Genomic DNA, 23,867 nt, shown 5'->3' on the forward strand with positions numbered 1-23,867 from the left:
CCGAATTTCGATTGGGCTGGCAATAAACTATTGTTTCAGGTGGATGCCGGAAGCGACTATTCCGGATCAATTTCCAACGAAGCCCAATTTATCCAGCTGGCTCGCGGGAACATGACCCCTGACCGTGTAGGAAAAGGCAGTAACCTTTAGAGCATCACCATCCACTTCGCAGGTGAATGCCACTTTCTGCCAGCCATTGGGGGTCTGAACGGCGACGCCGTCGCCAAACAGACTGACATCGGAAACCATTGCCTGCGACAATGCGGAATTCACATAACCAACGGCCCGTAAATCGCTGCGATATTGAAGCTTTTCCTCGGAATTGCAGAGGTAGGACACACGCTGACGCCGCGGCAACTTCTTCCAAGCGTCGTACTCACTCTTCGACAGGCGCGCCATCTCGGCGCCTGAGTAGAGCTTTTTGGCCTGGATGGCTCTCTTCGGCGCCACCGATCTAGGCGGTTGCGGCTCGGTGACCAGGGCCGTGCCGCTCGCCGGACCGCCTTGACTACTCGAAGCAGACTGGCTCTGAGAGCTTTGCTGCGTCGGAGATGGCTTTACCGCCGGAACGACGATCTGCGGCGGATCCTTCGCCTCATCCTTAGCCTGCCCGGCAGGAGATTGCTGTTGCGGATCGCCTGAGGGCGCCTGTGCGGCCTGTTGCGCCTGCGGATCGTTCTGATCGGTCGACGGGGCCTGTGGCTGCTGCACCTGCGAATCCGAAGGCTCATTGGTCGCCAGCACATCTGGGGCCGTGGAGGAAGCTTTTTCGGTCGAGTCGCTTGCCGGCGGCTGCGCCGCATTGGCTTGCTGGTCCTTGGCGTCAGCTTGCTGTTGGGCCTCCTGCGCCTGTTGCGCCGCCTCTGCTTGGGCCTGAGCCTGGGCTTGGGCAGCAGCCGCCGCTGCGGCCTGAGCCTCCTGCTCCTGCTCAGCCTTCGCATCGTTCGGCGGCGTCGGAGGGGTATCGCTCGGCTGCTCAGAAGCTTCGGCCTGCTGCGTGGTGGTCGGGTCCTTCTGATCGCCTTTCATATCCGGAAGGGGTGTCTCGGTCGCGGAAGGTTGCTGCTCCGCTTTCTCGACAGGCTTCTCAGCACTGGAATCGTCAGGCTTTTCCGGCTGATCGGCCTTGGTCTCATCAGGTTTGGCTGGGGGCTTCTCCGATGCCTCCTTGCCTTGTGGATCGGATTGCTTCGGCGGCTGTTCGGCCGGCTTCTTTCCTTGAGGCTGCTGCGGCTCGTCTTTGGCGTCGGCCGTCTGCTGCTGCGGCTTCTCATCCGGCTTTGGTGTCGGCTTCGGAGGCTGATCGGGCTTCTCGTTTTCCTTGGTCGCCAGCTCCTGCTTTTCCTCCTGCTGCGGCACCAGCTCGACGTTGATGCTCTGCTCAGGCTTTGCCTGCGGCGGCGCCGGAAGCAGCGGCAGCAGAAAAATGGCGACAAACAGGACGTGCAGGAGGATCGACAGGACAAAGCCCGGCCTCATCTCCTTGTCCCGTTTTGCCTCAGCCCGTTCCATCGTTCAGCGGATGGCTCGTGCGGAGAAAGCGATCAAGAGGAAATTGCGCATCGATTCATTCGATCCTTACCGGCAAACAGACGAGAGGACTCTTGGGTCCGCAGACATATGGTATCCGACAGCACTCCTCGAAAGAGGTATTTGTCGAAATCGAACTTGTCAGGCATCCGTCCGATCCGCAATGGCGCAAAAACAAACCTGCGTGATCATATAGCGCGAAAACCCGCGCATCCACCGTTAGAAGAACTCGTCCAGCAGCCGATATCGTCACTAAAAAGCCCGGCTCGCTCTCGCGAACCGGGCTCGATGTCGTAACAGCGCCAATAGCGGCTTAGCTGTCGAGGAAGCTGCGGAGCTTGCGGCTGCGGCTCGGATGCTTGAGCTTGCGCAACGCCTTGGCTTCGATCTGACGGATACGTTCGCGCGTAACCGAGAACTGCTGGCCCACTTCTTCGAGCGTGTGGTCGGTGTTCATGCCGATGCCGAATCGCATGCGCAGCACGCGTTCTTCACGCGGCGTCAGCGATGCCAGAACGCGGGTCGTCGTTTCGCGCAGGTTCGCCTGGATGGCGGCGTCGATCGGCAGAAGCGCGTTCTTGTCCTCGATGAAATCGCCGAGATGCGAATCCTCTTCGTCACCAACAGGCGTTTCGAGCGAGATCGGCTCCTTGGCGATCTTCAGCACCTTGCGCACTTTCTCGAGCGGCATGGCGAGCTTCTCGGCCAATTCTTCCGGCGTCGGCTCGCGGCCGATTTCGTGCAGCATCTGGCGCGAGGTGCGAACGATCTTGTTGATCGTTTCGATCATGTGCACCGGGATACGGATCGTCCGCGCCTGGTCGGCGATCGAACGGGTGATCGCCTGACGAATCCACCAGGTGGCGTAGGTCGAGAACTTGTAGCCACGGCGATACTCGAACTTGTCGACCGCCTTCATCAGGCCGATATTGCCTTCCTGAATGAGGTCGAGGAACTGCAGGCCGCGGTTCGTGTACTTCTTGGCGATGGAAATGACGAGGCGCAGGTTGGCTTCGACCATTTCCTTCTTGGCGATGCGCGCTTCGCGCTCGCCCTTCTGCACCATGTGAACGATGCGACGGAATTCAGAGATCGAAATGCCGGTTTCGGTCGCAAGATTCTGGATTTCCTGGCGGATATCGCGGATCGTCGTGTTTTCGCTCTTGGCGAATTCCTTCCAGCCGCGGGCGGCCAGATTGCCGATCGACTTCATCCAGTTCGGATCGAGCTCGGCGCCCTGATACTGTTCCAGGAAGCTGTCGCGCTTGACGCCATAGGATTCGGCAAGACGCAGCAGGCGGCCTTCGTTCTGAACGAGGCGCTTGTTGATGTCGTAGAGCTGCTCGACCAGGGCGTCGATGCGGTTCTGGTTCAGCGACAGAGACTTGACCGACTTGACCAGCTCATCCTTGAGTTCCTTGTAGCGGCGCTCCTGCGCCGAAGACAGCGTGCCGGAAGCAGACAGGCGCTGTTCCACCTGCTGGTCCTGCAGCTTGCGCAGCTTCTTGTAGGTTTCGGCAATGTTGTCGAGCGTCAGCATGACCTGCGGACGGAGCTCGGCTTCCATCGCGGCGAGAGAGAGGTTGGATTCGTCCTCGTCCTCTTCCTCCTCCTCGATCGGCAGGCCCTCGCCGCCGACATTGGTGATGTCGTCGTCGCCGGACGGAGAGCGGCCGCGACGTGCCTTTTCCTTCTCTTCGGCAGCCTTGCGGTCGGCCTCGATCTTCTCGGGGCTCTGGAACTGCGGCGCAGCCTTGGCCTCGGGACCGGAATAGGTGGTTTCGAGATCGATGATCTCGCGCAGCAGCGTCGTGCCCTCGTTGAGTTCGTCGCGCCAGATAATGAGCGCCTGGAACGTCAACGGGCTCTCACAGAGGCCGCCGATCATCGTTTCGCGGCCAGCCTCGATGCGCTTGGCAATCGCGATTTCGCCTTCGCGCGACAAGAGTTCGACGGAACCCATTTCGCGCAGATACATGCGCACCGGGTCGTCCGTGCGGTCGGTCGGCTCTTTCTTCTTGGCTGTTGCAAGCGCGGAGCCGCTGGTCGGGGCCAGTTCGCCGCCTTCGCTCTCTTCGTCGCCGCCGGCATCGTCGTCGTCGCTTGTCGCGGCGCCGGCCTCTTCGACATCCTCATCTTCAATGACGTTGATGCCCATGTCCGAAAGCATGGCCATCGTATCTTCGATCTGCTCGGACGTCACTTCTTCGGACGGAAGGACGGCGTTGAGCTCGTCCATCGTCACATAGCCGCGCTTCTTCGCGGCCTTGATCATCTTCTTGACCGCGTCATCGGAAAGATCGAGAAGTGGGCCGTCGGAGGTGCCGTCGCGTTCGACTTCAGCTTCTTCGTTCTCTTTGACCTTCGTTGCCATCTCTATATCGTCGCTTTCCCTGACGCTGCAAACTTACACGCGGTGAAACATTCATTCTGGCTGGCGCGCCCTGCACCAGCCGCGACTCACCGACAAACACCTAACGGAATGACCTTTAATGCCCGATTAACCACGATCACCGCCACCGGAGTGCAAAGCTGGATTGCGTTTGGATTTCCGGCCATGGTAGTAGGTGATCCGCTTGATCCAGTTTACCGTTCTTTCCGAAGTCAAACGGTGATTCCCAGAATTTTAGTTCTCGTCAAGCTTTTCCAGCAAAAAAGCCCGTTAAATGCACGAAAAAGCCTTATCCACAGGCTCGGTGCGCCGCAATCAATTGTTTCCCGTATTTAGGAAGTCCCCGCGCGATGACAAGAGCATCCTAAACAAAGCCTCACATTTCCGGCATCGGCAGGTATTATCGACGCCGGAAGTGTGTCCGAATGGCATCAATTCCAGTCCATGACGACCTTGCCGGAATTGCCGGAACGCATAGCTTCGAAGCCATCGCGGAAATCGTCGATGCCGATACGGTGGGTGATGACGGGCGATACATCGAGACCGCCCTGCACGAAGGCAATCATCTTGTACCAGGTCTCGAACATCTCGCGACCGTAGATGCCTTTCAGGTTCAGCATCTTGAAGATGACCTTGTTCCAGTCGATCTCGAAGCCGGCCGGCGCAATGCCGAGAATGGCGATCTTCCCGCCATTGTTCATCTTGTCGATCATGTCGCGGAAGGCGGGTGCGGCGCCCGACATTTCCAGGCCTACGTCGAAGCCTTCCGTCATGCCGACGGATTTCATCACATCGGCAAGGTTCTCCTTTGAGGCATCGACGACGTGATCGATGCCGACCTTGCGAGCGAGCGCCAGCCGGGTGGGGTTGATATCGGTGATGACCACCTTGCGCGCGCCGGAGCGCTTGGCGACCATCGCGCCCATGATGCCGATCGGCCCTGCGCCGGTGACGAGCACGTCCTCGCCGACCAGATCGAAGGACAGCGCGGTGTGGACCGCATTGCCGAACGGATCGAAGATCGCGGCGATTTCGTCTGGAATGTCGTCAGGGATCGGCACGACGTTGGATTCGGGAATGCAGACGAATTCGCCGAAGGAGCCGGGGCGGTTGACGCCGACGCCGAGCGTGTTGCGGCAGAGATGCCCCCTGCCCGCCCGGCAGTTGCGACATTTGCCGCAGACGATGTGCCCTTCGCCGGAGACGCGCTCGCCGACGTGATATTTCGTCACCGCCGAGCCGATCTCAGCAATCTCGCCGCAGAATTCATGGCCGACAACCATCGGCACGGGAATGGTCTTCTGCGCCCATTGGTCCCAGTTCCAGATGTGGACATCGGTGCCGCAGATCGCCGACTTCCTGACCCGTATCAGGACATCGTTCGGCCCGATTTCCGGCACCGGGACATGCTCCATCCACAGCCCGACTTCCGGCTTGGCTTTGACCAGCGCTTTCATCATGTTCGACATGATCGGTTCTCTCCAACCAATTCAAATGATTCCGAGTTCTCTTCCGGCTTCCGCGAAGGCTGCGATTGCCTTTTCGACATCCGCCTTCGAATGGGCGGCCGACATCTGCGTGCGGATGCGCGCCTGGCCCTTGGGAACGACGGGGAAGGAAAAGCCGATGACGTAGACGCCCTTCTTCAGCATCAGCGCCGCCATGTCCTGCGCCAGCTTTGCATCGCCGAGCATGACGGGAATGATCGGGTGATCGGCGCCGGCCAGCGTGAAGCCGAGCTTCGTCATCTCGCTGCGGAAAAGCTCGGCATTGCTCTTGAGCCGTGCACGTAATTCGTCGCCATTGTCGATCAGATCGAACACCTTCAGCGACGCGGCGGCGATGACGGGCGCCAATGTATTGGAGAAGAGGTAGGGGCGCGAACGCTGCCGCAGCCACTCAACGATCTCGCCTCTGGCTGACGTATAGCCGCCCGAAGCACCGCCGAGCGCCTTGCCGAGCGTACCGGTGATGATGTCGATCCGGCCTTCGACGCCGCAATGCTCCGGCGAGCCCCGGCCATGCTCGCCGACGAAGCCGACCGCGTGGCTGTCGTCGACCATGACCATGGCGCCGTATTTTTCCGCCAGATCGCAGACGCCGCCGAGATTGGCGATGATGCCGTCCATGGAGAACACGCCGTCGGTCGCGATGAGCTTGAAGCGGCTGCCCTCGGCCTTCTTCAACTCCTCTTCAAGCGCCGCCATGTCATTGTTGGCATAGCGGAAGCGCTTCGCCTTGGAGAGCCGCACCCCGTCGATGATAGAGGCGTGATTGAGCGCATCCGAGATGATGGCGTCTTCTTCCGACAGCAGCGTCTCGAACAGGCCGCCATTCGCGTCGAAGCAGGAGGAATAAAGAATCGTATCCTCCATGCCGAGAAAGGCCGAGATCCGCGCTTCGAGCTGCTTGTGCTCTTCCTGCGTACCGCAGATGAAGCGAACCGACGCCATGCCGTAGCCATAGCGATCGAGGGCTTTCTTTCCTGCCTCGGCAAGCTCCTCATTGTCTGCAAGGCCCAGATAGTTGTTGGCGCAGAAATTGAGGACGCGCGCACCGCCGGCAACGGCGATTTCGCCGGCCTGCTTCGAGGTGATGACGCGCTCGGATTTGTAAAGACCGGCTTCTTTCAGGCCGGCAAGCTCTGTGCGCAGGTGCGATAGGAATTCAGAGGTCATTGTCGCATTCCATTACTGGTCATGGCGGAAACAGGCCGAGTGATAACATAGCATTAGCACAGCTGCCGCATTCACCAGCGGCAAAAATACATGAGGCTATGACGCTGCCGCGATATGGCACGTTGCGGTTCGTTTATCATCGTCGAGACGCGCCAAACAGACCATTCGCGCGCATCCAGGGCTGCAGCTATTGCAAAAATTACTTGACTGAGTCCATTATTGTCGCGAGCGTGCCGGTGCGGCAGCGGGCTTGTCGAGGGTATCATGAGCATATTCGAGAGATTTTCATTGAAGGGGCGAATCGCCCTCGTGACCGGCGGCGGACGCGGCCTCGGATTTGAAATGGCCCGGGCGCTTGCCGATGCCGGCGCTCACGTCATCGTCAATGGACGGACCCCGGCAACGCTGGAGACGGCCGTCGAGGCCATTCGTGACAGTGGCGGTTCGGCCGAAGCCGCAGCCTTCGATATTGCCGACCGCGACGCGCAACGCGCGGCGATGGGGCAGATCGAGAACCATCACGGACGGCTCGATATATTGATCAACAATGTCGGCGCCCGTGACAGACGCGCCCTGGTCGATTTCGACGACGAGGCGATCCTGGCCCTGCTCAATACGGATCTGGCCGCCTCCATCATGCTGTCCCGCGATGCCGCCCGACTGATGAAGCGACACAATCACGGACGGCTGATCTCGGTCACGTCGATCAGCGGTCACGTCGTCATGCCCGGCGACTGTGTCTATCCCGCAGCCAAGCAAGGCCTGACGGGCCTGATGCGAGGCATGGCGGTGGAATTCGGTCCGCATGGCATCACCAGCAATGCCATTGCTCCGGGCTGGTTCGCGACGGAAACGAACGCCGCGATGGCTGCAAATGAAGAGCTGCTTCCTTTCGTGCGCCAGCGCATCCCGGTTCAGCGCTGGGGACGGCCGGACGAAATCGCCGGCGCCGCATTGTTTCTGGCCAGCGACGCGGCGTCCTTCGTCAACGGCCATGTCCTGACCGTCGATGGGGGCATGACCGTGCGCATGTAACCGGCGGACCGTCACGCCTTCTCGCTCGGTCGCCGACTATCAACGACCGCCGAAATCCGAAATGACGGCCAGGAAGGCGTCCCCATAGCGTTCGAGCTTCGACTGGCCGACGCCCGAAATCCCGAGAAGCGCCTTGTGATTCTTCGGCTGCTCCGTCGCAAAGGCGATCAGCGTCGTATCGGGGAAAACGACATAGGGCGGCACGCCCAGCTCCTTGGCTATTCTGGTCCGCTCGGCGCGCAGCGCATCGAACAAGGCTTGCGCCTCGCCTGCAAGTCCATGCGCCGGCTTCTCGGATCGCCCGATCTTCTTACCGCGACGCCCAGCCTCCGGGCGATCCTTGCGGAAAAAGACCTGGCGATCGCGCTTGAAGACCGATCGCGCCTCCTCCTCGAGCTTCATGGCGCCGAAAGCCGTATGGTCGACGCTCAGAAAGCCGCTCGCAAGCAATTGCCGGAAAATCGACTGCCATGTGCGGGCGGGAATATCCTTCCCGGCGCCGAAAACGGGCATGTCGACATGGCCGAAGCGCTCGGTCTTCTCGTTGACCGTACCCATCAGCACATCGATGACATGGCCGGTGCCGAAACGTTCGCCGGTGCGATAGACAGCCGCGAGCGCCTTGATCGCCGCTTCCGTTCCATCCCAGGTCTCCACTGGCTTGAGGCAGGTATCGCAGTTGCCGCAGCCGCCGCCATGGGCCTCGCCGAAATGCGCGAGGATGGACTGCCGCCGGCATCCGGCCGTTTCACAGATCGCAAGCAAGGCATTGAGCTTTGCCCGCTCGACCCGCTTGATCTCTTCGGATGCACCGCCTTCATCGATCATCCGCCGCCGCTGGATGACGTCGGCCATGCCGTAGGCCATCCAGACATTCGAGGGCAGGCCATCGCGCCCGGCACGCCCCGTCTCCTGATAATAAGCCTCCACGGAACCCGGCAGATCGAGATGGGCGACATAGCGCACATTCGGCTTGTCGATGCCCATGCCGAACGCGACGGTCGCAACAAGGCACAGGTCTTCTTCCTTGAGGAACGCATCCTGATTGGCGTCGCGAAGCGCTCGATCCATGCCGGCATGATAGGGAAGCGCACGAATGCCCTGCCCGTTCAGCCACTCGGCCGTATCTTCGACTTTGGCGCGCGAAAGGCAGTAGACGATGCCGCTATCGCCACGATGGCCATCGAGAAAGCGCAGCAATTGCTGTCGCGGCTGGTCGCGCTCGACAATCTCGTAGGCGATGTTGGGGCGATCGAAACTGGTGGTGAAGACCGCGGCATCGTCGAGAGCCAGCCGCTCGATGATGTCCTCGCGGGTATGGGGATCGGCCGTCGCCGTCAGCGCGATACGCGGCACGCCGGGGAAAAGTTCGGCGAGCTTGCCCAGATCGCGATATTCCGGCCTGAAGTCGTGGCCCCATTGAGAGACGCAATGGGCTTCGTCGATCGCAAAAAGCGAGATCTTGGCCCTGCCGAGCATCTGGCAGAACCCCTCCGTCGCAATGCGTTCCGGCGTCACATAGAGCAGATCGAGCGCACCTGCGGAAATGGCGCGATACACATCGCTGGCTTCCTCGCGCGACAGCGACGAATTCAGCGCAGCCGCTCGAATGCCGAGCTGCTTCATCGCCTCCACCTGATCCCGCATCAGGGCGATCAGCGGAGAAACGACGATGCCGATGCCATCGCGGCAAAGTGCGGGGATCTGGAAACACAGCGATTTTCCCGCACCCGTCGGAAACAGCACGACGGCATCGCCGCCGGCAACGACGTGATCCACGACCTGCTGCTGCTTGCCGCGAAAGGCGGAATAGCCATAGACGCGCTTCAGGACGTCGAGCGGCGCCGGCGCACCGATACGCTTGCCGAACGCAGGCTTGCCAAACAATGCGTCGTCCGCGGAAAATCGCGGCTCTTGTCTTTCAGGCTGAGGCATCTATTCCCTATTTTCCAGCGGCACCCTTGACGCGGCCGGACAGTACGCCGAAGCCATCGATGATCGCCTCCTGATTTTCCAGCCGCAGCGCCTCGAGCTGCACTTCCTGCAACGCCCGAATCAACGGCTCTATCGCGTCACCGTCGCCCTCTTCGGTCGCTTCGGCAATAGCGCCTTCCAGCTCGATCTTGTGCCAGCGCAACGCTTTCGAGCGTTTATGCAGGGCGAGTGCCTGGCGATAGCCCTCGCGCGCATCCTCCATGGCAGCCGCATCCGTCGCCGTCCACAGGCGAGCGTTACGAACCTGCTGCTCAAGATTCTTCAGCAAGGCGCCGAAACCCTGCTCTTCCAATTGCTCGATCAAACGCTCACGGACGAGCTGAGGCCCCACCATGGTTGCGGCAACCCCGAGAACCGCGGACCAGAGGCGCTGCAGTTCACGGCTGTCATAATCGATGGCGGCAATCTCGTCATATTCGTCCTGCAGCAACGGCGGATGGTTGACGATGGTCAAGGCCAGAACGCTTTCGCGCAGGCTCGGAACATCCTGATGGCCCTTGATCATGGCTGAACGTGCCAAACGATCGGACGCCGTTGTTGCTACCGCTGCGCCCGCGCGCGCCTGCCCGCCGCGCCCGCCGAAATTGCGGCCGTTGCCATCGCGAGAGAAGCCGCGCGCCTGCTGGCCGCCGCCCCGCTGGAACTGCGGCTGAAAGAGCCCGTTCAATCGCTCGCGCATATTCTGCTGATAATGACGGCGGACATCCTCGTCCGTTATCACGGACACGATACGCCTGAGCCGTGCCTCCAGCTCCGCCCGTGCCTCGGGCGTCTCGAAGGAGCCGCCACCCGCCTCCCTGGCCCAGATCAGATCGGCCAGAGGCTTTGCCTGCGCCAGCACCTTGTCGAAAGGCGCGCGCCCGTCCTGCCGCACGAGGTCGTCCGGGTCCTTGCCGTCGGGCAGCAGCGCGAAGCGTACCGTGCGGCTCGGCTTGATATGCGGCAGAGCCAGATCGGCGGCACGATTGGCGGCGCGGATGCCGGCGCCATCGCCATCGAAGCAGAGGACCGGCTCCGGCGTCATCTTCCAGAGGAGGTCCAGCTGGTTCTCCGTCAGCGCCGTGCCCAGCGGCGCTACCGCGTTTTCGACACCGGCCTGATGCAGTGCGATGACATCCATATAGCCTTCGACCGCAATGATGGTGCCGGCACCATCGGCTCCTTGGGCGGCACGGCGCGCGCGCGTGAAATTGTAGAGCACGTTGCCCTTGTGAAAGAGCTCGGTCTCATTGGAGTTCAGGTATTTCGCCGGCGCGTCCGGCGACATGGCGCGTCCGCCGAAAGCGATCACCTTTTCCCTGGAGGAGAGAATCGGAAACATGATGCGGTCGCGAAAGCGATCGTAGGAGACCGGCACGTTCTCGTGCACGACGAGCCCGCAGGCTTCCATCTGCTCCTTCAATATGCCTTTGCCGGCGAGATGCTCCTTCAACGCGTTGCGGCTATCCGGCGAATATCCGAGGCGAAAGGTCTCGATGGTGCGACCGCTCAGGCCACGGTCGCGCAGATAGGCCCGCGCCCGCGCGCCATTGGCAGTCTGCAGTTGATCCTGGAAGAACTGAGTCGCCATCTCCATGACATCGAGCAGCGACGTACGCTCCTTCTCGCGCTTGGCCTCCATCGGGTCGGCGACCGGCATGGGAACGCCGGCCATGTCGGCGATCTGCTGCACCGCCTCGGGAAAGCTCAGGCCCTCCAGCTCGGTGAGGAAGCGGAAATGGTCGCCGGTCACGCCACAGCCGAAGCAATGATAGCGTCCCTTGCGGTCCTCGCAGTGAAAGCTCGGCGACTTCTCGCCGTGGAAGGGGCAGCAGGCCCAGTAATCGCCGCGCGGGACATTGGTCTTGCGCCGATCCCAGGTCACACGACGGCCGATCACGTCCGAAATCAAAACGCGGTCGCGAATCTCGTCGAGAAACGTATTGGAAAATCGCATGGCTACCTCTGGCTCATCCCATATAAACAGGAATGGGAGGCTTTACCACGACGCGCTGGCAACCTCCCCCGGTATTCACAGCCCTCTGCAAATGACCGCACCGGCGTCCTTTCGATCACAACTCCGTGAACTTCCGGCCGAATTCGATCCTGTCCGGACCCTACCCGAACGTCGCTTTCAGCCCGTAGGAGGCGGATCGAGTGCTCCTCCCGCTTGAAGCAGGCGAACGCTTCAAGACTATTGGTGTAACTGCTTCGTCTAAGAAAATCCGCGAAAAAGCAATGACTTGCACAGCCTGAAGTCGATACCGCCGAACGAAATCCGCATCGCCGGCAATCAGGAGCTGCAAAGCAGCCGCTTCCGGACGACACTATCTGGCGGCACATTTGAGACGCCCTCCGTAAGCCAAACATTATTTTTTTGTAATTTGATTGTTGATGTGCGCCGCAATAGCGTTCTTCTCACAGGACGAGACAAGCCGGCGAAGAAATTCCTTCGTGACGCGACATGCCGAGACGCCCTGACGAACGGGAAGCCACCAGGTACAGGGCTTTCAGTTTAGGAGATGAAATGCGTGTTCTTATCGTACCGCTAGCCGCCGCGGCCATGTTTGCGACAGCAACCTATAGCTCGGCTACGACGAATGGCAGCGGTGCTGACAAGAACGTGCTTTATGCTGGCGCAGGATATCAGCTGCCGGCGGATATGAAAGTCCCTGCTCTTACGGCAGGCGTAAAAGTTCAAATGTCCGGACTGCCGTCGCAGGCGTTGGCCTTGCCTCGGCAAGTCAGGATTTTCAGATAGATTACCGAGATACTCAGGTGGGGCACCATCCCTACCCCCGGCGCCGCCCCACCTGAGTGCCTTTGCAATAGACGTTTGATTTTTGGGCCCCACCCTGCGTCATCAAACGCCTGCAAAGCGCAAGAAGGCAGGAGCTCCCCCAGCTCCTGCCTTCTCTAATTTTAAGCCCCTCTCCGATTTCACGACATGGAAGCAATGGATGATGCCGCGAAACATCGTCGCTCCATCGCCGCGAGTATCTTGACGCAACGGCGCCGATGGATATCTTTTATTATCTACGCATATGCGATCTTAGTAATTATCTCTTCAGACAATTTGGAATTTTGCTCAGTTCATCGGAGACGGCTGCATGTCTTTATCCGCGAAGGAACTTGCTCAAGACCCTGAATTTTTCACAGAAATCCTAAACTACACTCGAGAGATCATATCCACTTACGATCAAAACCAGAGCGTATGCTCTGTTTTTGCTTCGCAGCAACGCTGGCTGATGGCGCTCGCCGGCGTTGCTTTATATTGCGGCGGCATCGACGGGGAGCCGCCCGGCATGCACGCCAATCGCTTCGCCAACTACGTCGTCGACCACGACATAGCCAGCCATAACACCGCCCTCAGCTTCCTTCAGGACATGCTGACGCTCGGCCTGTTGCGCTACCTGCCGGTTGCGGCAGATCGGCGGGCCCGGCCGATGGAGCCGACCGAAGAAGCCGCAAGGCAGCTTGCGAAATGGCTCAGCATTCATCTTTCCGCGCTGGATCACTTGGATGGCGGCAAACGCAACGCCCTGTTTGCCAGGCAACCGGAGCTCATCGGCGTGCTGCAGCCGGCGATTTCAGTCGGCATCATCCAGAGCGACGACCTGCGTCATCCAGGAGAGACATTCGATCTCTTCACCTGGGCAAACTCCGGCGGCGTCATCATGGACTATCTGATCTCCCGCGTCGGCATGATCAATCCGGCAACACAACAGGCGATCGTGGGGCGCGTAGCCTTCACCGACATCTGCCGCCGCTTTCTGATTTCCAGAACGCATGCGAAGCGGCTCATGAACCGCGCGGTGAAAATGGAGAGCGTCGGGTGGACCGGATCTTCCGGGCGAAGCCAGCTGTGGCTGTCCAACAACTTCATCCAGGAATACCGCAACTATCAGGCGGAAAAGTTCGCGATCATCGACGCCGCCTGGGAAAACACCCTCGGCTTGCGGCACACCCGCACGCCGAGGGCAAGGCAAGCCTTTACTTCAACAATTCCTTCAAGATAGCCGAGGCCTTGGCGAAATCCATCTGCCCTGCATAGCGCTCGCGCAGGGCGGCCACGCACTTGCCCATGTCCTTCAGGCCCTGCGCGCCGAGTTCGGCGACGACCGCGACACAGATCTCGCGCACCTTCTCCTCGGAAAGCTGCTCAGGCATGAAACCCTGGATGACGGCGATTTCCTCGCGCTCCTTGTCGGCCAGCTCGGGACGTCCGCCATCGATATAGATCTTTACCGATTCCTCGCGCTGCTTGATCATCTTGGCGAGCAGCTGGAGGATTTCGTCCTCGCTCGCCTGCTCCTTGCCCAAGCCGCGGTTGGCGATGTCCTTGTCCTTGATGGCTGCAAGGATCAGACGAACGGTGGAAAGCCTCGCCGTAGCCTTGGCCTTCATGGCGTCCTTCTGGGCGTTGGAAAGGGTTTCGCGGATCATGTCTGTAAACTCCTTGAAGCAGGCCGGCGGCGATCGCCCCGGCCACTTATGTCATGTCGCTGTCTCTTAGACCAACTATGTCGATCAATGCAATTGCGCCCGAGAGCCCGAATTCCTTGACGGGAAAGCAAAGCGCGCATTGACCGACTGGCCTTGTTTAGCTATGTCCATCACCTGCACATAAGATCGATAGGAAGATCTCAAGCCGCGACAAGCGTCGCTGGCTGTACCTTGCTACAAACATGGCGGAAGCCGACGGTCTCTTCAAGGCCGCGCTCCACGCCGGAAACGGGATGACTATGACCGCCACAGCCCCATGGACCACTGAAAAGCCGACCGCCCTCCTCGTTCTTGCCGATGGCACCGTGATCGAGGGCAAGGGCATCGGCGCGACCGGCAAGGTCCAGGCCGAAGTCTGCTTCAACACGGCGCTGACCGGTTACGAGGAGATCCTGACCGATCCCTCCTATCTTGGCCAGATCGTCACCTTCACGTTCCCCCATATCGGCAATGTCGGCACGAACGACGAAGATATCGAAGACCTGACGCCCGCTGCCCGGCACGGCGCGGTCGGCGTCATCTTCAAGGCCGATATCACCGATCCGTCGAACTACCGCGCCGCCAAGCATCTCGACCAGTGGCTGAAGGCGCGCGGCATCATCGGCCTTTGCGGCATCGACACCCGCGCCCTGACCGCCTGGATCCGCGAAAACGGCATGCCGAACGGCGTCATCGCGCACGATCCGAACGGCGTCTTCGACATCGAACAGCTGAAGGCCGACGCCAAGGCCTGGAGCGGCCTCGAAGGTCTCGATCTTGCCAAGGTCGCGTCCTCCGGCCAGTCGTCGCAATGGTCGCAGACGCCCTGGATCTGGAACGAAGGCTACGGCGAACTGAATGCCTCCGACGCCAAGTATCACATCGTCTGCCTCGACTACGGCGTCAAGCGCAACATCCTGCGCCTGTTTGCCGGCCTCGATTGCAAGGTCACGGTGTTGCCGGCGACCGCTTCGACCGATGAAGTCCTCGGCCTCAACCCGGACGGCATCTTCCTCTCCAACGGCCCCGGCGATCCGGCCGCGACCGGCGAATATGCCGTTCCCGTCATCAAGGACCTGCTGAAGACCGAGATCCCGCTGTTCGGCATCTGCCTCGGCCACCAGATGCTCGGCCTTGCGCTGGGTGCCACGACCGCGAAGATGCACCAGGGCCATCACGGCGCCAACCATCCGGTCAAGGACCACACGACGGGCAAGGTCGAGATCGTTTCGATGAACCACGGCTTCGCGGTCGACTCGAACTCGCTGCCGGAAGGCGTTGAGGAGACTCACATTTCGCTTTTCGACGGCAGCAATTGCGGCCTGCGCGTCTCCGGCAAGCCGGTCTTCTCGGTGCAGCATCACCCGGAAGCCTCTCCTGGCCCGCAGGACAGCCACTATCTTTTCCGCCGCTTCGTCAATCTGGTGCGCGAAAAGAAGGGCGAATCGGCACTGGCCGAGCGCGCCTGAGCCGCCAGCGACCGAACGACACGAAAAGGCCCCGGATTGGCAAGCAATCCGGGGCCTTTCTCTTTGCGCGGCTGCTTGGGAGGCATATCCGTCACATCGTTTCGCGCGTGCTGAAGCTCAAGCCTGCAAGCGGCGGCGCTTGACCTCCTCAAGCTCGCTCATGAGGATTTCCTCCAGGAACTCGAAGTCGGATTGCCCGAATTCCACCAGGCCGAATCTCAGCTTGTAGCCCCAGTTCTTGTCCTGGGTGAAATCAAGCCAGCCCAGCAGCGGGCGGAGCGGCTGTTCCGGCGCATCCAGCCAGTCCACATCCTTGCGATAGGCCTTTCCGCAACCCATTTCGGCAAGATAAGGCTCGCCCTCACGAACGTAGCCGATGGCGGTGAAGCTCTGAAAACCGTCCCTATCGCCCATTTTGACAGATGAGGAATAGTAGACGATGCCGTCGCCCGGCTTGATGCGCTTCAAGGGAGCGCGCTTGCCGTGGTTTACCTGCATGAAGCCATGTTCGCGCCCTATGCGCACATGTTCGGCACTGGCCACCGCCAGCCAATAGGATTTTTCAACCGGCTTGGATTGCCTGCGAGACACGTTGGCGTGCGGCAGTAGGCGCACCGTCGCACCCTGATCGATCTGTACTTCCCGCGGGAAAAGCGCGGCATCGTTACGATTGCTTGCCTTGAATATCATGGTCGTCTCCCGTCCTTGGTATGAAACCAATATAGACGACCATGCTGTCAATTTTTGTCAGCAGTCTCGCACCATGGCGACGCCTGCCGCCCTCAGGCGGAAGTCGTTTCGGAACGCACCAGAATGTAGAACCGCGCGCAAAGCATCGCCGCCGCGGAGCCCAGTCCGAGCAGGAAGCCGAACCATATGCCGATACCGCCGAAACCGAGCGGAAACGCCAGCAGCCACGCCAGGAAGAAGCCGATCGGCCAATAGGCGACAAGCGCCATTATCATCGGCACCCGCGCGTCCTTCAGTCCGCGCAGCAGGCCGCTGGCGATGGACTGCAGCCCATCGACGAGCTGGAACAGGCCGGCCACGACGATCAGCGGCGCGGCATAGGCAAGCACCTTCGACGCATCGGCGGAGGTGACATCGAGGAACCAGCTTCCCAACCACGATGGCATTGTCGCGAACAGGATGCTGCCAAAGAGCGAAATGCAGCTCGAAATGATGATCACCACGATCGACGCCCGCTTCAGGCCGAGGTGATCGCCCTGCCCGTGCGCGACACCGACGCGCACCGTCGCCGCCTGGCTGAGTCCGAGCGGGATCATGAAGGCGATCGATGCCCACTGCAGGGCAATGCCGTGGGCTGCGAGCTCGATCGTGCCGATCTGCCCCATCAGCAGCGATGCCGCGGTGAACAGGCTGACTTCGGCAAGAACCGTGACGCTGATCGGGAAACCCAGCCGGACGACATCCCACAGAGCATGCCAGTCCGGCCTCCAGAACCGGACGAAAATCTCGTAGCGACGAGTTTCCTGATGGGCCTGAACATAACCGACGATGAACAGGAAACCGGCCGTCTGTACCGCGACGGAAACAATAGCGGCACCATGCAGGCCCATGGCAGGCAAGCCGAAATGGCCGAGCACGAGGATGTAGGCGAGCACGGCATTCATCACCAGCATGGCGATGGTGACCTTGAGGATGATGCCGGCGCGGCCAATGGCGCTGACAAGCGCGCGAATGACATTGTAGAGCAGCCCCGGCAGCACGGCGAAGTGGCCGATGTCGATATAGCCGCTGGCAAGCTTCGCCACATCGGGCTTTTGCCCGGCCGCCAGCAGGATCTGCTCGGAATAGAAGAAGGCAGGCTGCGCCACCAGCCAATAGGCGGTGACAACCCAGAGACCCATGCGCAAGGCGCGGCGCACGGAGATCACATCCCCCTTGCCGTAGGCCTGCGCCACCAGCGGCACGACGGCGATGGAAAAGCCCGAGCCGAAAATCAGGATCGTAAACAGGAACTGAGCTGCGAGCACCATCGCAGCCAGCTGCTCGGCACCGAGCCGGCCGACGATCATTACGTCCGTGGTGTTGATCCCGAGCTGCGCCAATTGCGCGCCGATCAGCGGAATGCCCAGCGCAAGCGTTGCGCGGACATGAGCAGACCACGAATTGTCATTGTCGTGCGCGAACGGGCGCGCAGTTACCGGCATATCCATAACGAAGACTCGATCTTTAGAAACGCGCGAGCCGCCCTACCCAAGGGTGCGCGAGCCTGCCGCATTAACGCAACTTAGCTCAAAAAGCCAGCAGACAAGCCCACGGTGCTAAAGAATTCATCAGAACATCAAAATATCTGATGAATTTTTAGGCCGCCTCGCCTGCCTGCGACTGGACAGCCACTTTCGGCTCGCTCTTGCGGACCTTTGTCAGGAGCACGACAAGTCCGGCGGCCACCAGAATGGCACCCATGATGAAGGGTGCCCCGGCAAAGACCACAGGCGCGGTCGGAGCCGTATAATACTGGAACAGATACGGGAAAAGCAGAGGGCCGATGATGGCGGTAATGCTCGTCAGGCTGCCGAGCGCGCCTTGCAACTCGCCCTGTGCGGAAGGTGGCACCTTGCTCGCGGCGATCGAACGCAGGGGCGCATCCGCGACGTTCTCGATGACCGTCAGGACGACAACCACATAGACCATCCATCCTTGCCATGCGAATGCGTAGCCCAAGAGGCCGAGACAGGAGAACATCAGCCCGAGCAGCGCGGTCTTCCACTCGCCGAGCACGGGCACCAGCCGCGGCAGCACCAAGCCCATGACGATGGCGGCGCCAATGCCGTAGGCGCCGAGCGAGAAGCCGATCTGCCCCTCGCTCCAGTCATAGCGATAGGAGGTCACGAAGGACCAGACGGCCGGATAGACACCGTGCGCCAGCCAGTTCAGGAACATGACGACGCAGACCCAGCCGATGCCCTGATACCGTCGCATCTGCTTCAGCGCGCCGAACGGATTGGCGCGCGCGATTTCGAAGGGGCGGCGATGCTTCGCATCCAGCGTTTCCGGCAACAGGAAATAGGCGCCGACGAAATTCAGGAACGCCAGCGCCGCCGCGCCGTAAAACGGTACGCGCGGACCGAACTCACCAAGAAAGCCGCCGATGACGGGGCCGAGCACGAAGCCGACACCGAAGGCCATACCGATCAGGCCGAAATTCTTCGCACGGTTCTCGTCGTTGCTGATATCGGCGATATAGGCCGAACAGGTCGAGAAGCTCGCGCCGCTGATGCCGGCCAGGATACGCCCGACGAACAGCATCCAATAGGAACCGGCGATCGCACAGATGAAATTGTCGATCGCAAATGTCAGCACCGATGCCAGCAACAGCGGGCGGCGGCCGAAACGGTCGCTCAGATTGCCGATCAACGGCGAAAACAGGAACTGCATGGCGGCATAGGCAAGCAGCAGCCAGCCGCCTTCCGTTGCCGCCGAACTGACCGACGCGCCCGTCAACTCTTCCAGATATTTCGGCATGACCGGCATGATGATCGCGATGCCGATGACGTCGAGGAAGAGGATAAGGAAAACGAGGAACAAGCCTCGACGGGCGAATTTCTGATCGATCATGGAGATGCCTTCTGGCGGCCCCGCCTCCATGAAAGAGACAGAACGTGAACGAAAAACCGGAGCGTTCCCCATACATAAAGATTTTGGCGGAAACAATCCGTGAACGCTTCAATCTTATTGATTTATTGCCCGGTTTTTTTGATCCTCGGCATGAAACGACGATCTCTCGCGATGCCGCCGTTGTTCGCCATTGAGGAAGTCGACGAAGGCCCGGAGCGGTGCCGGCATGTGCCGGCGGCTGGCATAATAGAGAAACGGACCGGAAAAGGCCGTGTCCCATTCCTCCAGGATCGGCACCAGTTCTCCGCTGGCAATCTGCGGTGCGAGAAACTCCCGAAAGGTTCTGATGACGCCGAGCCCGGCTACCGCCGCATTGCGCTCGATGTCGATCGAGTTCGTCGCGACGACCATCGGCGGAGCGATGAAGATCGTCTCCCCTTTCCTTTCGAACTCCCAAGGCAGCACCGAGCCGCTCAGAAACCGGTGACGCACGCAGCGATGCTCCAGTATGTCGCGCGGATGCTGCGGCGTGCCGTTTGCAGCGAGATAGGCTGGCGCGGCGGCAGTCACATAATGCTGTTGCCGCGGGCCGATCGGCACCGCGATCATATCCTTTTCCAGCCTTTCGTCATAGCGGATCCCAGCGTCATAGCCGGCTGCGACCACATCGATGAAACTGTCCTCGGCGACGATTTCGACTGATATCGCGGGATATTCCCTCAGGAAGCGGCTGATGATGTCGGGCATGACGACCATGGCGGCAACGGTCGGCACATTCAGCCGCAAAGTGCCGCCGACGCTGTCGCGAAAGCTGTTGATATCGTCGAGCGCGCCGGCGATCTCGCTCATGGCGGGGGTCAGGCGTTCCATCAAGCGCTCACCCGCCTCGGTCGGCGTCACGCTTCTGGTCGTGCGATTGAGTAGACGAACGGCCAGCCGCTCCTCCAACCGGCGAACCGCTTCGCTCAGGGACGAGGCGGAAACGCGGCGTTTGCGTGCCGCTTCGCGAAAGCTGCGTTCGCGCGCGACTGCGGTAAAGGCAACCAGATCGGCCAGCGGCAAATCATCCATTGTGCAAAATTCCAAACAAGCCGTTTCGATTTCCCTGGATTATCGCACACAGCACGATGGAGTAAAACCCTGTCGAGAGCGACCTCAAGAGGCGAACGCGCCTCCGACCAGGGAGAACGACGATGGAAAAGCACCAATTGGGAAAGACCGGGCCGCAGGTATCGGCACTGGGCCTCGGCTGCATGGGCATGTCGGGCATGTATGGCCCGTCGGATCGCGCCGAGAGCATCGCCACGATCCATGCCGCGCTCGATGCCGGCATCAATTTGCTGGATACGGGCGATTTCTACGGCATGGGCCACAATGAGATGCTGATCGGCGAAGCCATCAAGGGCCTGAAGCGGGATGACTTCCTGCTCAGCGTCAAGTTCGGCGCCCTGCGTGACCCTGCCGGAGCGTGGCTCGGCTACGATGCCCGGCCGGCAGCGATCAGAAATTTCGTCGCCTATTCGCTGCAGCGTCTCGGCGTCGATCACATCGATGTCTACCGCCCTGCCCGCCTCGACCCGAATGTGCCGATCGAAGACCAGATCGGCGCGATATCGGACCTCATCAAGGCAGGCTATGTCAGGCATATCGGCCTTTCGGAGGTCGGGGCGGAGACCATCCGCCGCGCCGCCGCCGTTCATCCGATCGTCGACCTGCAGATCGAATATTCGCTGATCTCGCGCGGCATCGAGGACAAGATCCTTCCGACCTGCCGCGAGCTCGGCATCGGCATCACCGCCTACGGCGTTCTCTCGCGTGGCCTCATCAGCGGCCATTGGCAGAAAGACAATGCGCAGAAAGGCGACTTCCGCACTCTTAGCCCACGCTTCCAGGCTGGAAACGTCGAAAGAAACCTCGAGCTCGTGGAAGCCCTGCGCCAGATCGCCGAGGCGAAGGGCGCAAGCGTCGCCCAGATCGCCATCGCCTGGGTCGCAGCCCAAGGCAAGGAGATCGTCCCGGTGATCGGCGCCCGTCGTCGCGACCGCCTCACGGAAGCCCTGGGCGCACTCTCCGTCGAATTGTCGCAAGCGGATATGGCCGCGATCGAACGCGCGATCCCGAAGGATGCCGCCGCCGGCGGCCGCTATCCGGAAGCGCAACTGACGCATCTCGACAGCGAGAAATAGTGGGCCAAGGAACTTGCCCGCTCAACGGCGCTCCGGCAGCGGGCAAGCCAAATCAGACGGGATTGTTCAGCGTATCGCAATCGCTGAGCTTGCCGGAATCGAAGCCCTGCTTGAACCACTTCACGCGCTGCGCGGAAGTGCCGTGGTTGAAGCTGTCGGGAACGACATAGCCCTGCGTGCGCTTCTGTAGCGTATCGTCGCCGATCTGCTGCGCGGCATTCAGCGCCTCCTCCAGATCGCCGGACTGCAATATGCCCTTCTGCTGCGTGAACTTGCCCCAGATGCCCGCGAAGCAATCGGCCTGCAGCTCGATGCGCACCGACATCTTGTTGGCATCCACCTCGCTCATGTTGCGGCGGGCCTGATTGAACTTCGGCAGGATGCCGAGCAGGTCCTGAACATGGTGGCCGACCTCATGCGCGACGACATAGGCCTGCGCAAAATCGCCTGATGCGCCGAACTGGTCCTTCATCTGCTGGAAGAAGGCCATGTCGAGATAGATCTTCTGGTCGCTCGGGCAATAGAAGGGGCCGGTGGCCGCGGAGGCCTGCCCGCAGGCCGAAGGGAAGCTGCCGGAGAATAGCACCAGCTTGGGATCCGTATAGGTTTTGCCCATCGACTTGAAGATGCCGGTCCAGGTGTCTTCCGTATCGGCGAGAACGGTTGCGACGAACTGCTTCATCTCGTCATTGGCCGGCTGGCCGCTGCCGTCGCCGCTGGAGGTGCTCTGCTGGTATCCGGAACCGCCACCGCCCAGCATGCCGCTCTGCTGCAGCAGGCCGATGACATCGACGCCCATGGCCCTCAGGATCAGGAAGATCACGATAAGCACGATAATGGTGCGGAAGCTCAAGCCACCGCCGCCAATTCCTCCGCCGGGGAACCGGAAGCCGCCGCCGCTCCCGCCGCCCATGGGCGATGAGCCACGTTCGTCCTCGATATTGTCGGATTGCCGACGCCCCTTCCAATCCATAGTGCACCTCCTGGCGATGCCCAAAACCAAAGTCCCTTGAAGCATTTATATATCCAGGAAGAGGGACAAAGCCAGTTCGCTATCGACAGAACATCAAGTTAAACGGCGGCGGCGCCATATTTCTTTGGACATCAGCCATAAGAGTGCGACGGCTATACATGCCGCGACCAGAAGCGGTGCAATGTCATCGCCATCGAACGCCACCTTGTTCATGATGCGGCCTGGAAAGAACGTAAACGCGCCGGCGCCCACGATGCCGCCGAAATAGAGACTTCTCACGATGCGCTTATGCGCCTCGATATTGTGCTTGCGGGCGTTGACGATCGCTCCCCAGCAGCCGGAAAGAACGAATATCGAAAGCAGATGGATCGGGCTGAAGCCGAAGAACATGTTGATCTGATGAATGAAGAAGCTCGACAGCGCCGTGACGACCATCAGGGCCAGCCATATCTTGCCCAGCAGGCGGTGCCTCGGCGTCCCCTTCGGCCTCGCAAGAAGATAGGCGCCGAGCAAGGCGGCGGGAATGACCGCCGCGACATGGATCTGGATCGCGATGGGGGCATCAAGAAGCGGCTCGAAAGTCATGACCTGTATCCGGTTGAGTTTATCGAGCCTTTCCGCGATACTGTTGTTCTCTCAACTGAAATTGCGCGAAAGAACGGGAAATCTTCGTGGATCACACCTTTCTGCAATCCACGCTTCGTGAGTTGCAGGTCATCCAGCGTTCACCGCGCTTCTGGGCGACCTTCGTTACGATCGTCCTGATCTTCGCATTGACCGGACCTTATGGAACCTTTGCCCGGCTGACGCCGGGAGCCCGTTTTGGATATTGGCTTGTTCTCCACGCCATGGCCTGGTCGATCGCGATCGTCTTCTCCGTCGTCGCCGAAATTCTGCTGCGCAGATTTGTGGCGAGCATGTTCGTCCGGATGATGATCGGATCCATCGTTGCCGCGTTGCCGATAGGCTTTGGCATCACGCTCGTCGACCTGGCCTTCTTCGGAACCGTGTCCACGGTGGCCGACAGCCTGCGCCAATCGCTCGGCGCGACGCCGCTCTGCGCCCTCTTCTGTGTTCTATCCTATCTGACCATGCATCGGCAGATCGCAATGGCGGCGGCGGCATCGGACATGAAGGAGCCGAAAATCACGTCCCCCGCCACAGCCGAGATCCGAAATCCGGCCCCGCAGCCGCCGATCCTATCGCGCCTGAAACCGGAAAACAGGGGAGCACTGATAAGGCTCACCGTGCGCGATCACTATACCGAAGTCGTGACGAGCCGTGGCCGTGAACTCATCCTGCTGCGTTTCGGCGACGCGCTGATGGAAATCGGCAATACCGAAGGCATGCGCCTGCATCGATCCCATTGGATCGCGAAAGACCACATCGCCGGTCTGAAACGCGACAATGGCAAGCTTTTCGTCATTGCGCGCGACGGCGTGGAGATGCCTGTCAGCCGCTCCTATGCCGAAGCCGTCCGACGCCGTTTCGGCTAACAGTTTTCGCGCTACCGAGGCTTCTCGCGATATATCGCACATTTCCGGCAGCCACGATGCCTGG

Annotated in this window: 20 protein-coding genes; 7 read left to right on the plus strand and 13 right to left on the minus strand. The window is 60.5% G+C overall.

Annotation, left to right across the window (positions count from 1 at the left end):
• Positions 1–66: 66 nt before the first annotated feature.
• Both ACQZ6J_RS02495 and rpoD read right to left on the minus strand, forming a co-directional pair.
• Positions 67–1,479 carry a DUF930 domain-containing protein gene (locus tag ACQZ6J_RS02495; protein ID WP_449081712.1) on the minus strand — a complete coding sequence of 471 codons (1,413 nt, stop codon included), beginning with the start codon at positions 1,477–1,479 and terminating at the stop codon, positions 67–69.
• A 364-nt stretch (positions 1,480–1,843) separates the two neighbouring features.
• Entirely contained in the window at positions 1,844–3,904 is a 2,061-nt protein-coding gene (gene rpoD, locus ACQZ6J_RS02500; RefSeq protein WP_163987842.1) for an RNA polymerase sigma factor RpoD, read from the minus strand.
• Between the two features lie 42 nt (positions 3,905–3,946).
• On the opposite strand from rpoD, the gene ACQZ6J_RS02505 reads away from it, so the two are divergent.
• A complete protein-coding gene (locus ACQZ6J_RS02505; RefSeq protein ID WP_163987843.1) occupies positions 3,947–4,258 on the plus strand; it encodes a hypothetical protein in 312 nt (103 codons plus the stop codon).
• A 95-nt stretch (positions 4,259–4,353) separates the two neighbouring features.
• Here ACQZ6J_RS02505 and tdh read toward each other — a convergent pair whose 3' ends face one another.
• Together tdh and ACQZ6J_RS02515 are read right to left on the minus strand one after the other, a co-directional pair.
• Positions 4,354–5,391, minus strand: a complete 1,038-nt coding sequence (gene tdh / locus ACQZ6J_RS02510; RefSeq protein ID WP_163987844.1) for an L-threonine 3-dehydrogenase — start codon at positions 5,389–5,391, stop codon at positions 4,354–4,356.
• A gap of 21 nt (positions 5,392–5,412) precedes the next feature.
• The gene (locus ACQZ6J_RS02515) at positions 5,413–6,600 is read right to left on the minus strand and encodes a glycine C-acetyltransferase (protein WP_449081715.1); all 1,188 of its coding nucleotides are present in this window, start codon (positions 6,598–6,600) and stop codon (positions 5,413–5,415) included.
• 264 nt (positions 6,601–6,864) lie between these two features.
• On the opposite strand from ACQZ6J_RS02515, the gene ACQZ6J_RS02520 reads away from it, so the two are divergent.
• A complete protein-coding gene (locus ACQZ6J_RS02520) occupies positions 6,865–7,635 on the plus strand; it encodes an SDR family oxidoreductase (protein ID WP_449081717.1) in 771 nt (256 codons plus the stop codon).
• A 39-nt stretch (positions 7,636–7,674) separates the two neighbouring features.
• Here ACQZ6J_RS02520 and recQ read toward each other — a convergent pair whose 3' ends face one another.
• Positions 7,675–9,570 carry a DNA helicase RecQ gene (gene recQ, locus ACQZ6J_RS02525; protein ID WP_449081719.1) on the minus strand — a complete coding sequence of 632 codons (1,896 nt, stop codon included), beginning with the start codon at positions 9,568–9,570 and terminating at the stop codon, positions 7,675–7,677.
• Between the two features lie 7 nt (positions 9,571–9,577).
• Complete coding sequence (gene dnaG, locus ACQZ6J_RS02530; protein WP_449081721.1) at positions 9,578–11,566, minus strand: DNA primase; 1,989 nt, start codon at positions 11,564–11,566, stop codon at positions 9,578–9,580.
• A 570-nt stretch (positions 11,567–12,136) separates the two neighbouring features.
• Here dnaG and ACQZ6J_RS02535 point away from each other — a divergent pair.
• Both ACQZ6J_RS02535 and ACQZ6J_RS02540 read left to right on the plus strand, forming a co-directional pair.
• Positions 12,137–12,370, plus strand: coding sequence for a hypothetical protein (locus ACQZ6J_RS02535; RefSeq protein ID WP_163987849.1), 234 nt, complete (start codon positions 12,137–12,139; stop codon positions 12,368–12,370).
• Between the two features lie 349 nt (positions 12,371–12,719).
• Positions 12,720–13,628, plus strand: a complete 909-nt coding sequence (locus ACQZ6J_RS02540; RefSeq protein WP_449081723.1) for a hypothetical protein — start codon at positions 12,720–12,722, stop codon at positions 13,626–13,628.
• On the opposite strand, the gene ACQZ6J_RS02545 is transcribed toward ACQZ6J_RS02540, so the two are convergent.
• Positions 13,603–14,055, minus strand: a complete 453-nt coding sequence (locus ACQZ6J_RS02545; RefSeq protein WP_449081725.1) for a GatB/YqeY domain-containing protein — start codon at positions 14,053–14,055, stop codon at positions 13,603–13,605. The genes ACQZ6J_RS02540 and ACQZ6J_RS02545 overlap by 26 nt on opposite strands.
• 299 nt (positions 14,056–14,354) lie before the next feature.
• Here ACQZ6J_RS02545 and carA point away from each other — a divergent pair, with 299 nt between their 5' ends.
• Positions 14,355–15,563, plus strand: coding sequence for a glutamine-hydrolyzing carbamoyl-phosphate synthase small subunit (gene carA, locus ACQZ6J_RS02550; protein ID WP_449081728.1), 1,209 nt, complete (start codon positions 14,355–14,357; stop codon positions 15,561–15,563).
• A 117-nt stretch (positions 15,564–15,680) separates the two neighbouring features.
• Here the strand turns inward: carA and ACQZ6J_RS02555 are convergent, their stop codons facing one another.
• The 4 genes from ACQZ6J_RS02555 to ACQZ6J_RS02570 form a co-directional block, all read right to left on the minus strand.
• On the minus strand, positions 15,681–16,253 hold the full coding sequence (locus tag ACQZ6J_RS02555) for an EVE domain-containing protein (protein WP_449081730.1): 573 nt from the start codon (positions 16,251–16,253) through the stop codon (positions 15,681–15,683).
• Positions 16,254–16,345: 92 nt separating this feature from the next.
• Entirely contained in the window at positions 16,346–17,743 is a 1,398-nt protein-coding gene (locus ACQZ6J_RS02560; protein ID WP_163987854.1) for an MATE family efflux transporter, read from the minus strand.
• Between the two features lie 148 nt (positions 17,744–17,891).
• On the minus strand, positions 17,892–19,148 hold the full coding sequence (locus tag ACQZ6J_RS02565; RefSeq protein WP_449081733.1) for a TCR/Tet family MFS transporter: 1,257 nt from the start codon (positions 19,146–19,148) through the stop codon (positions 17,892–17,894).
• 114 nt (positions 19,149–19,262) lie between these two features.
• Positions 19,263–20,219: a LysR family transcriptional regulator gene (locus ACQZ6J_RS02570; protein WP_449081735.1), complete on the minus strand. Its 957-nt coding sequence runs from the start codon at positions 20,217–20,219 to the stop codon at positions 19,263–19,265.
• Positions 20,220–20,341: 122 nt separating this feature from the next.
• Here ACQZ6J_RS02570 and ACQZ6J_RS02575 point away from each other — a divergent pair, with 122 nt between their 5' ends.
• A complete protein-coding gene (locus ACQZ6J_RS02575; RefSeq protein ID WP_449081737.1) occupies positions 20,342–21,334 on the plus strand; it encodes an aldo/keto reductase in 993 nt (330 codons plus the stop codon).
• Positions 21,335–21,386: 52 nt separating this feature from the next.
• On the opposite strand, the gene ypfJ is transcribed toward ACQZ6J_RS02575, so the two are convergent.
• The gene (ypfJ, locus tag ACQZ6J_RS02580) at positions 21,387–22,307 is read right to left on the minus strand and encodes a KPN_02809 family neutral zinc metallopeptidase (protein WP_163987858.1); all 921 of its coding nucleotides are present in this window, start codon (positions 22,305–22,307) and stop codon (positions 21,387–21,389) included.
• 93 nt (positions 22,308–22,400) lie between these two features.
• The gene (locus tag ACQZ6J_RS02585; protein ID WP_449081740.1) at positions 22,401–22,892 is read right to left on the minus strand and encodes a DUF2306 domain-containing protein; all 492 of its coding nucleotides are present in this window, start codon (positions 22,890–22,892) and stop codon (positions 22,401–22,403) included.
• An 86-nt stretch (positions 22,893–22,978) separates the two neighbouring features.
• On the opposite strand from ACQZ6J_RS02585, the gene ACQZ6J_RS02590 reads away from it, so the two are divergent.
• On the plus strand, positions 22,979–23,803 hold the full coding sequence (locus ACQZ6J_RS02590) for a LytTR family transcriptional regulator DNA-binding domain-containing protein (RefSeq protein WP_449081742.1): 825 nt from the start codon (positions 22,979–22,981) through the stop codon (positions 23,801–23,803).
• Positions 23,804–23,867 lie beyond the last annotated feature (64 nt).

It is taken from the genome of Rhizobium sp. A37_96 (genome assembly GCF_053521765.1).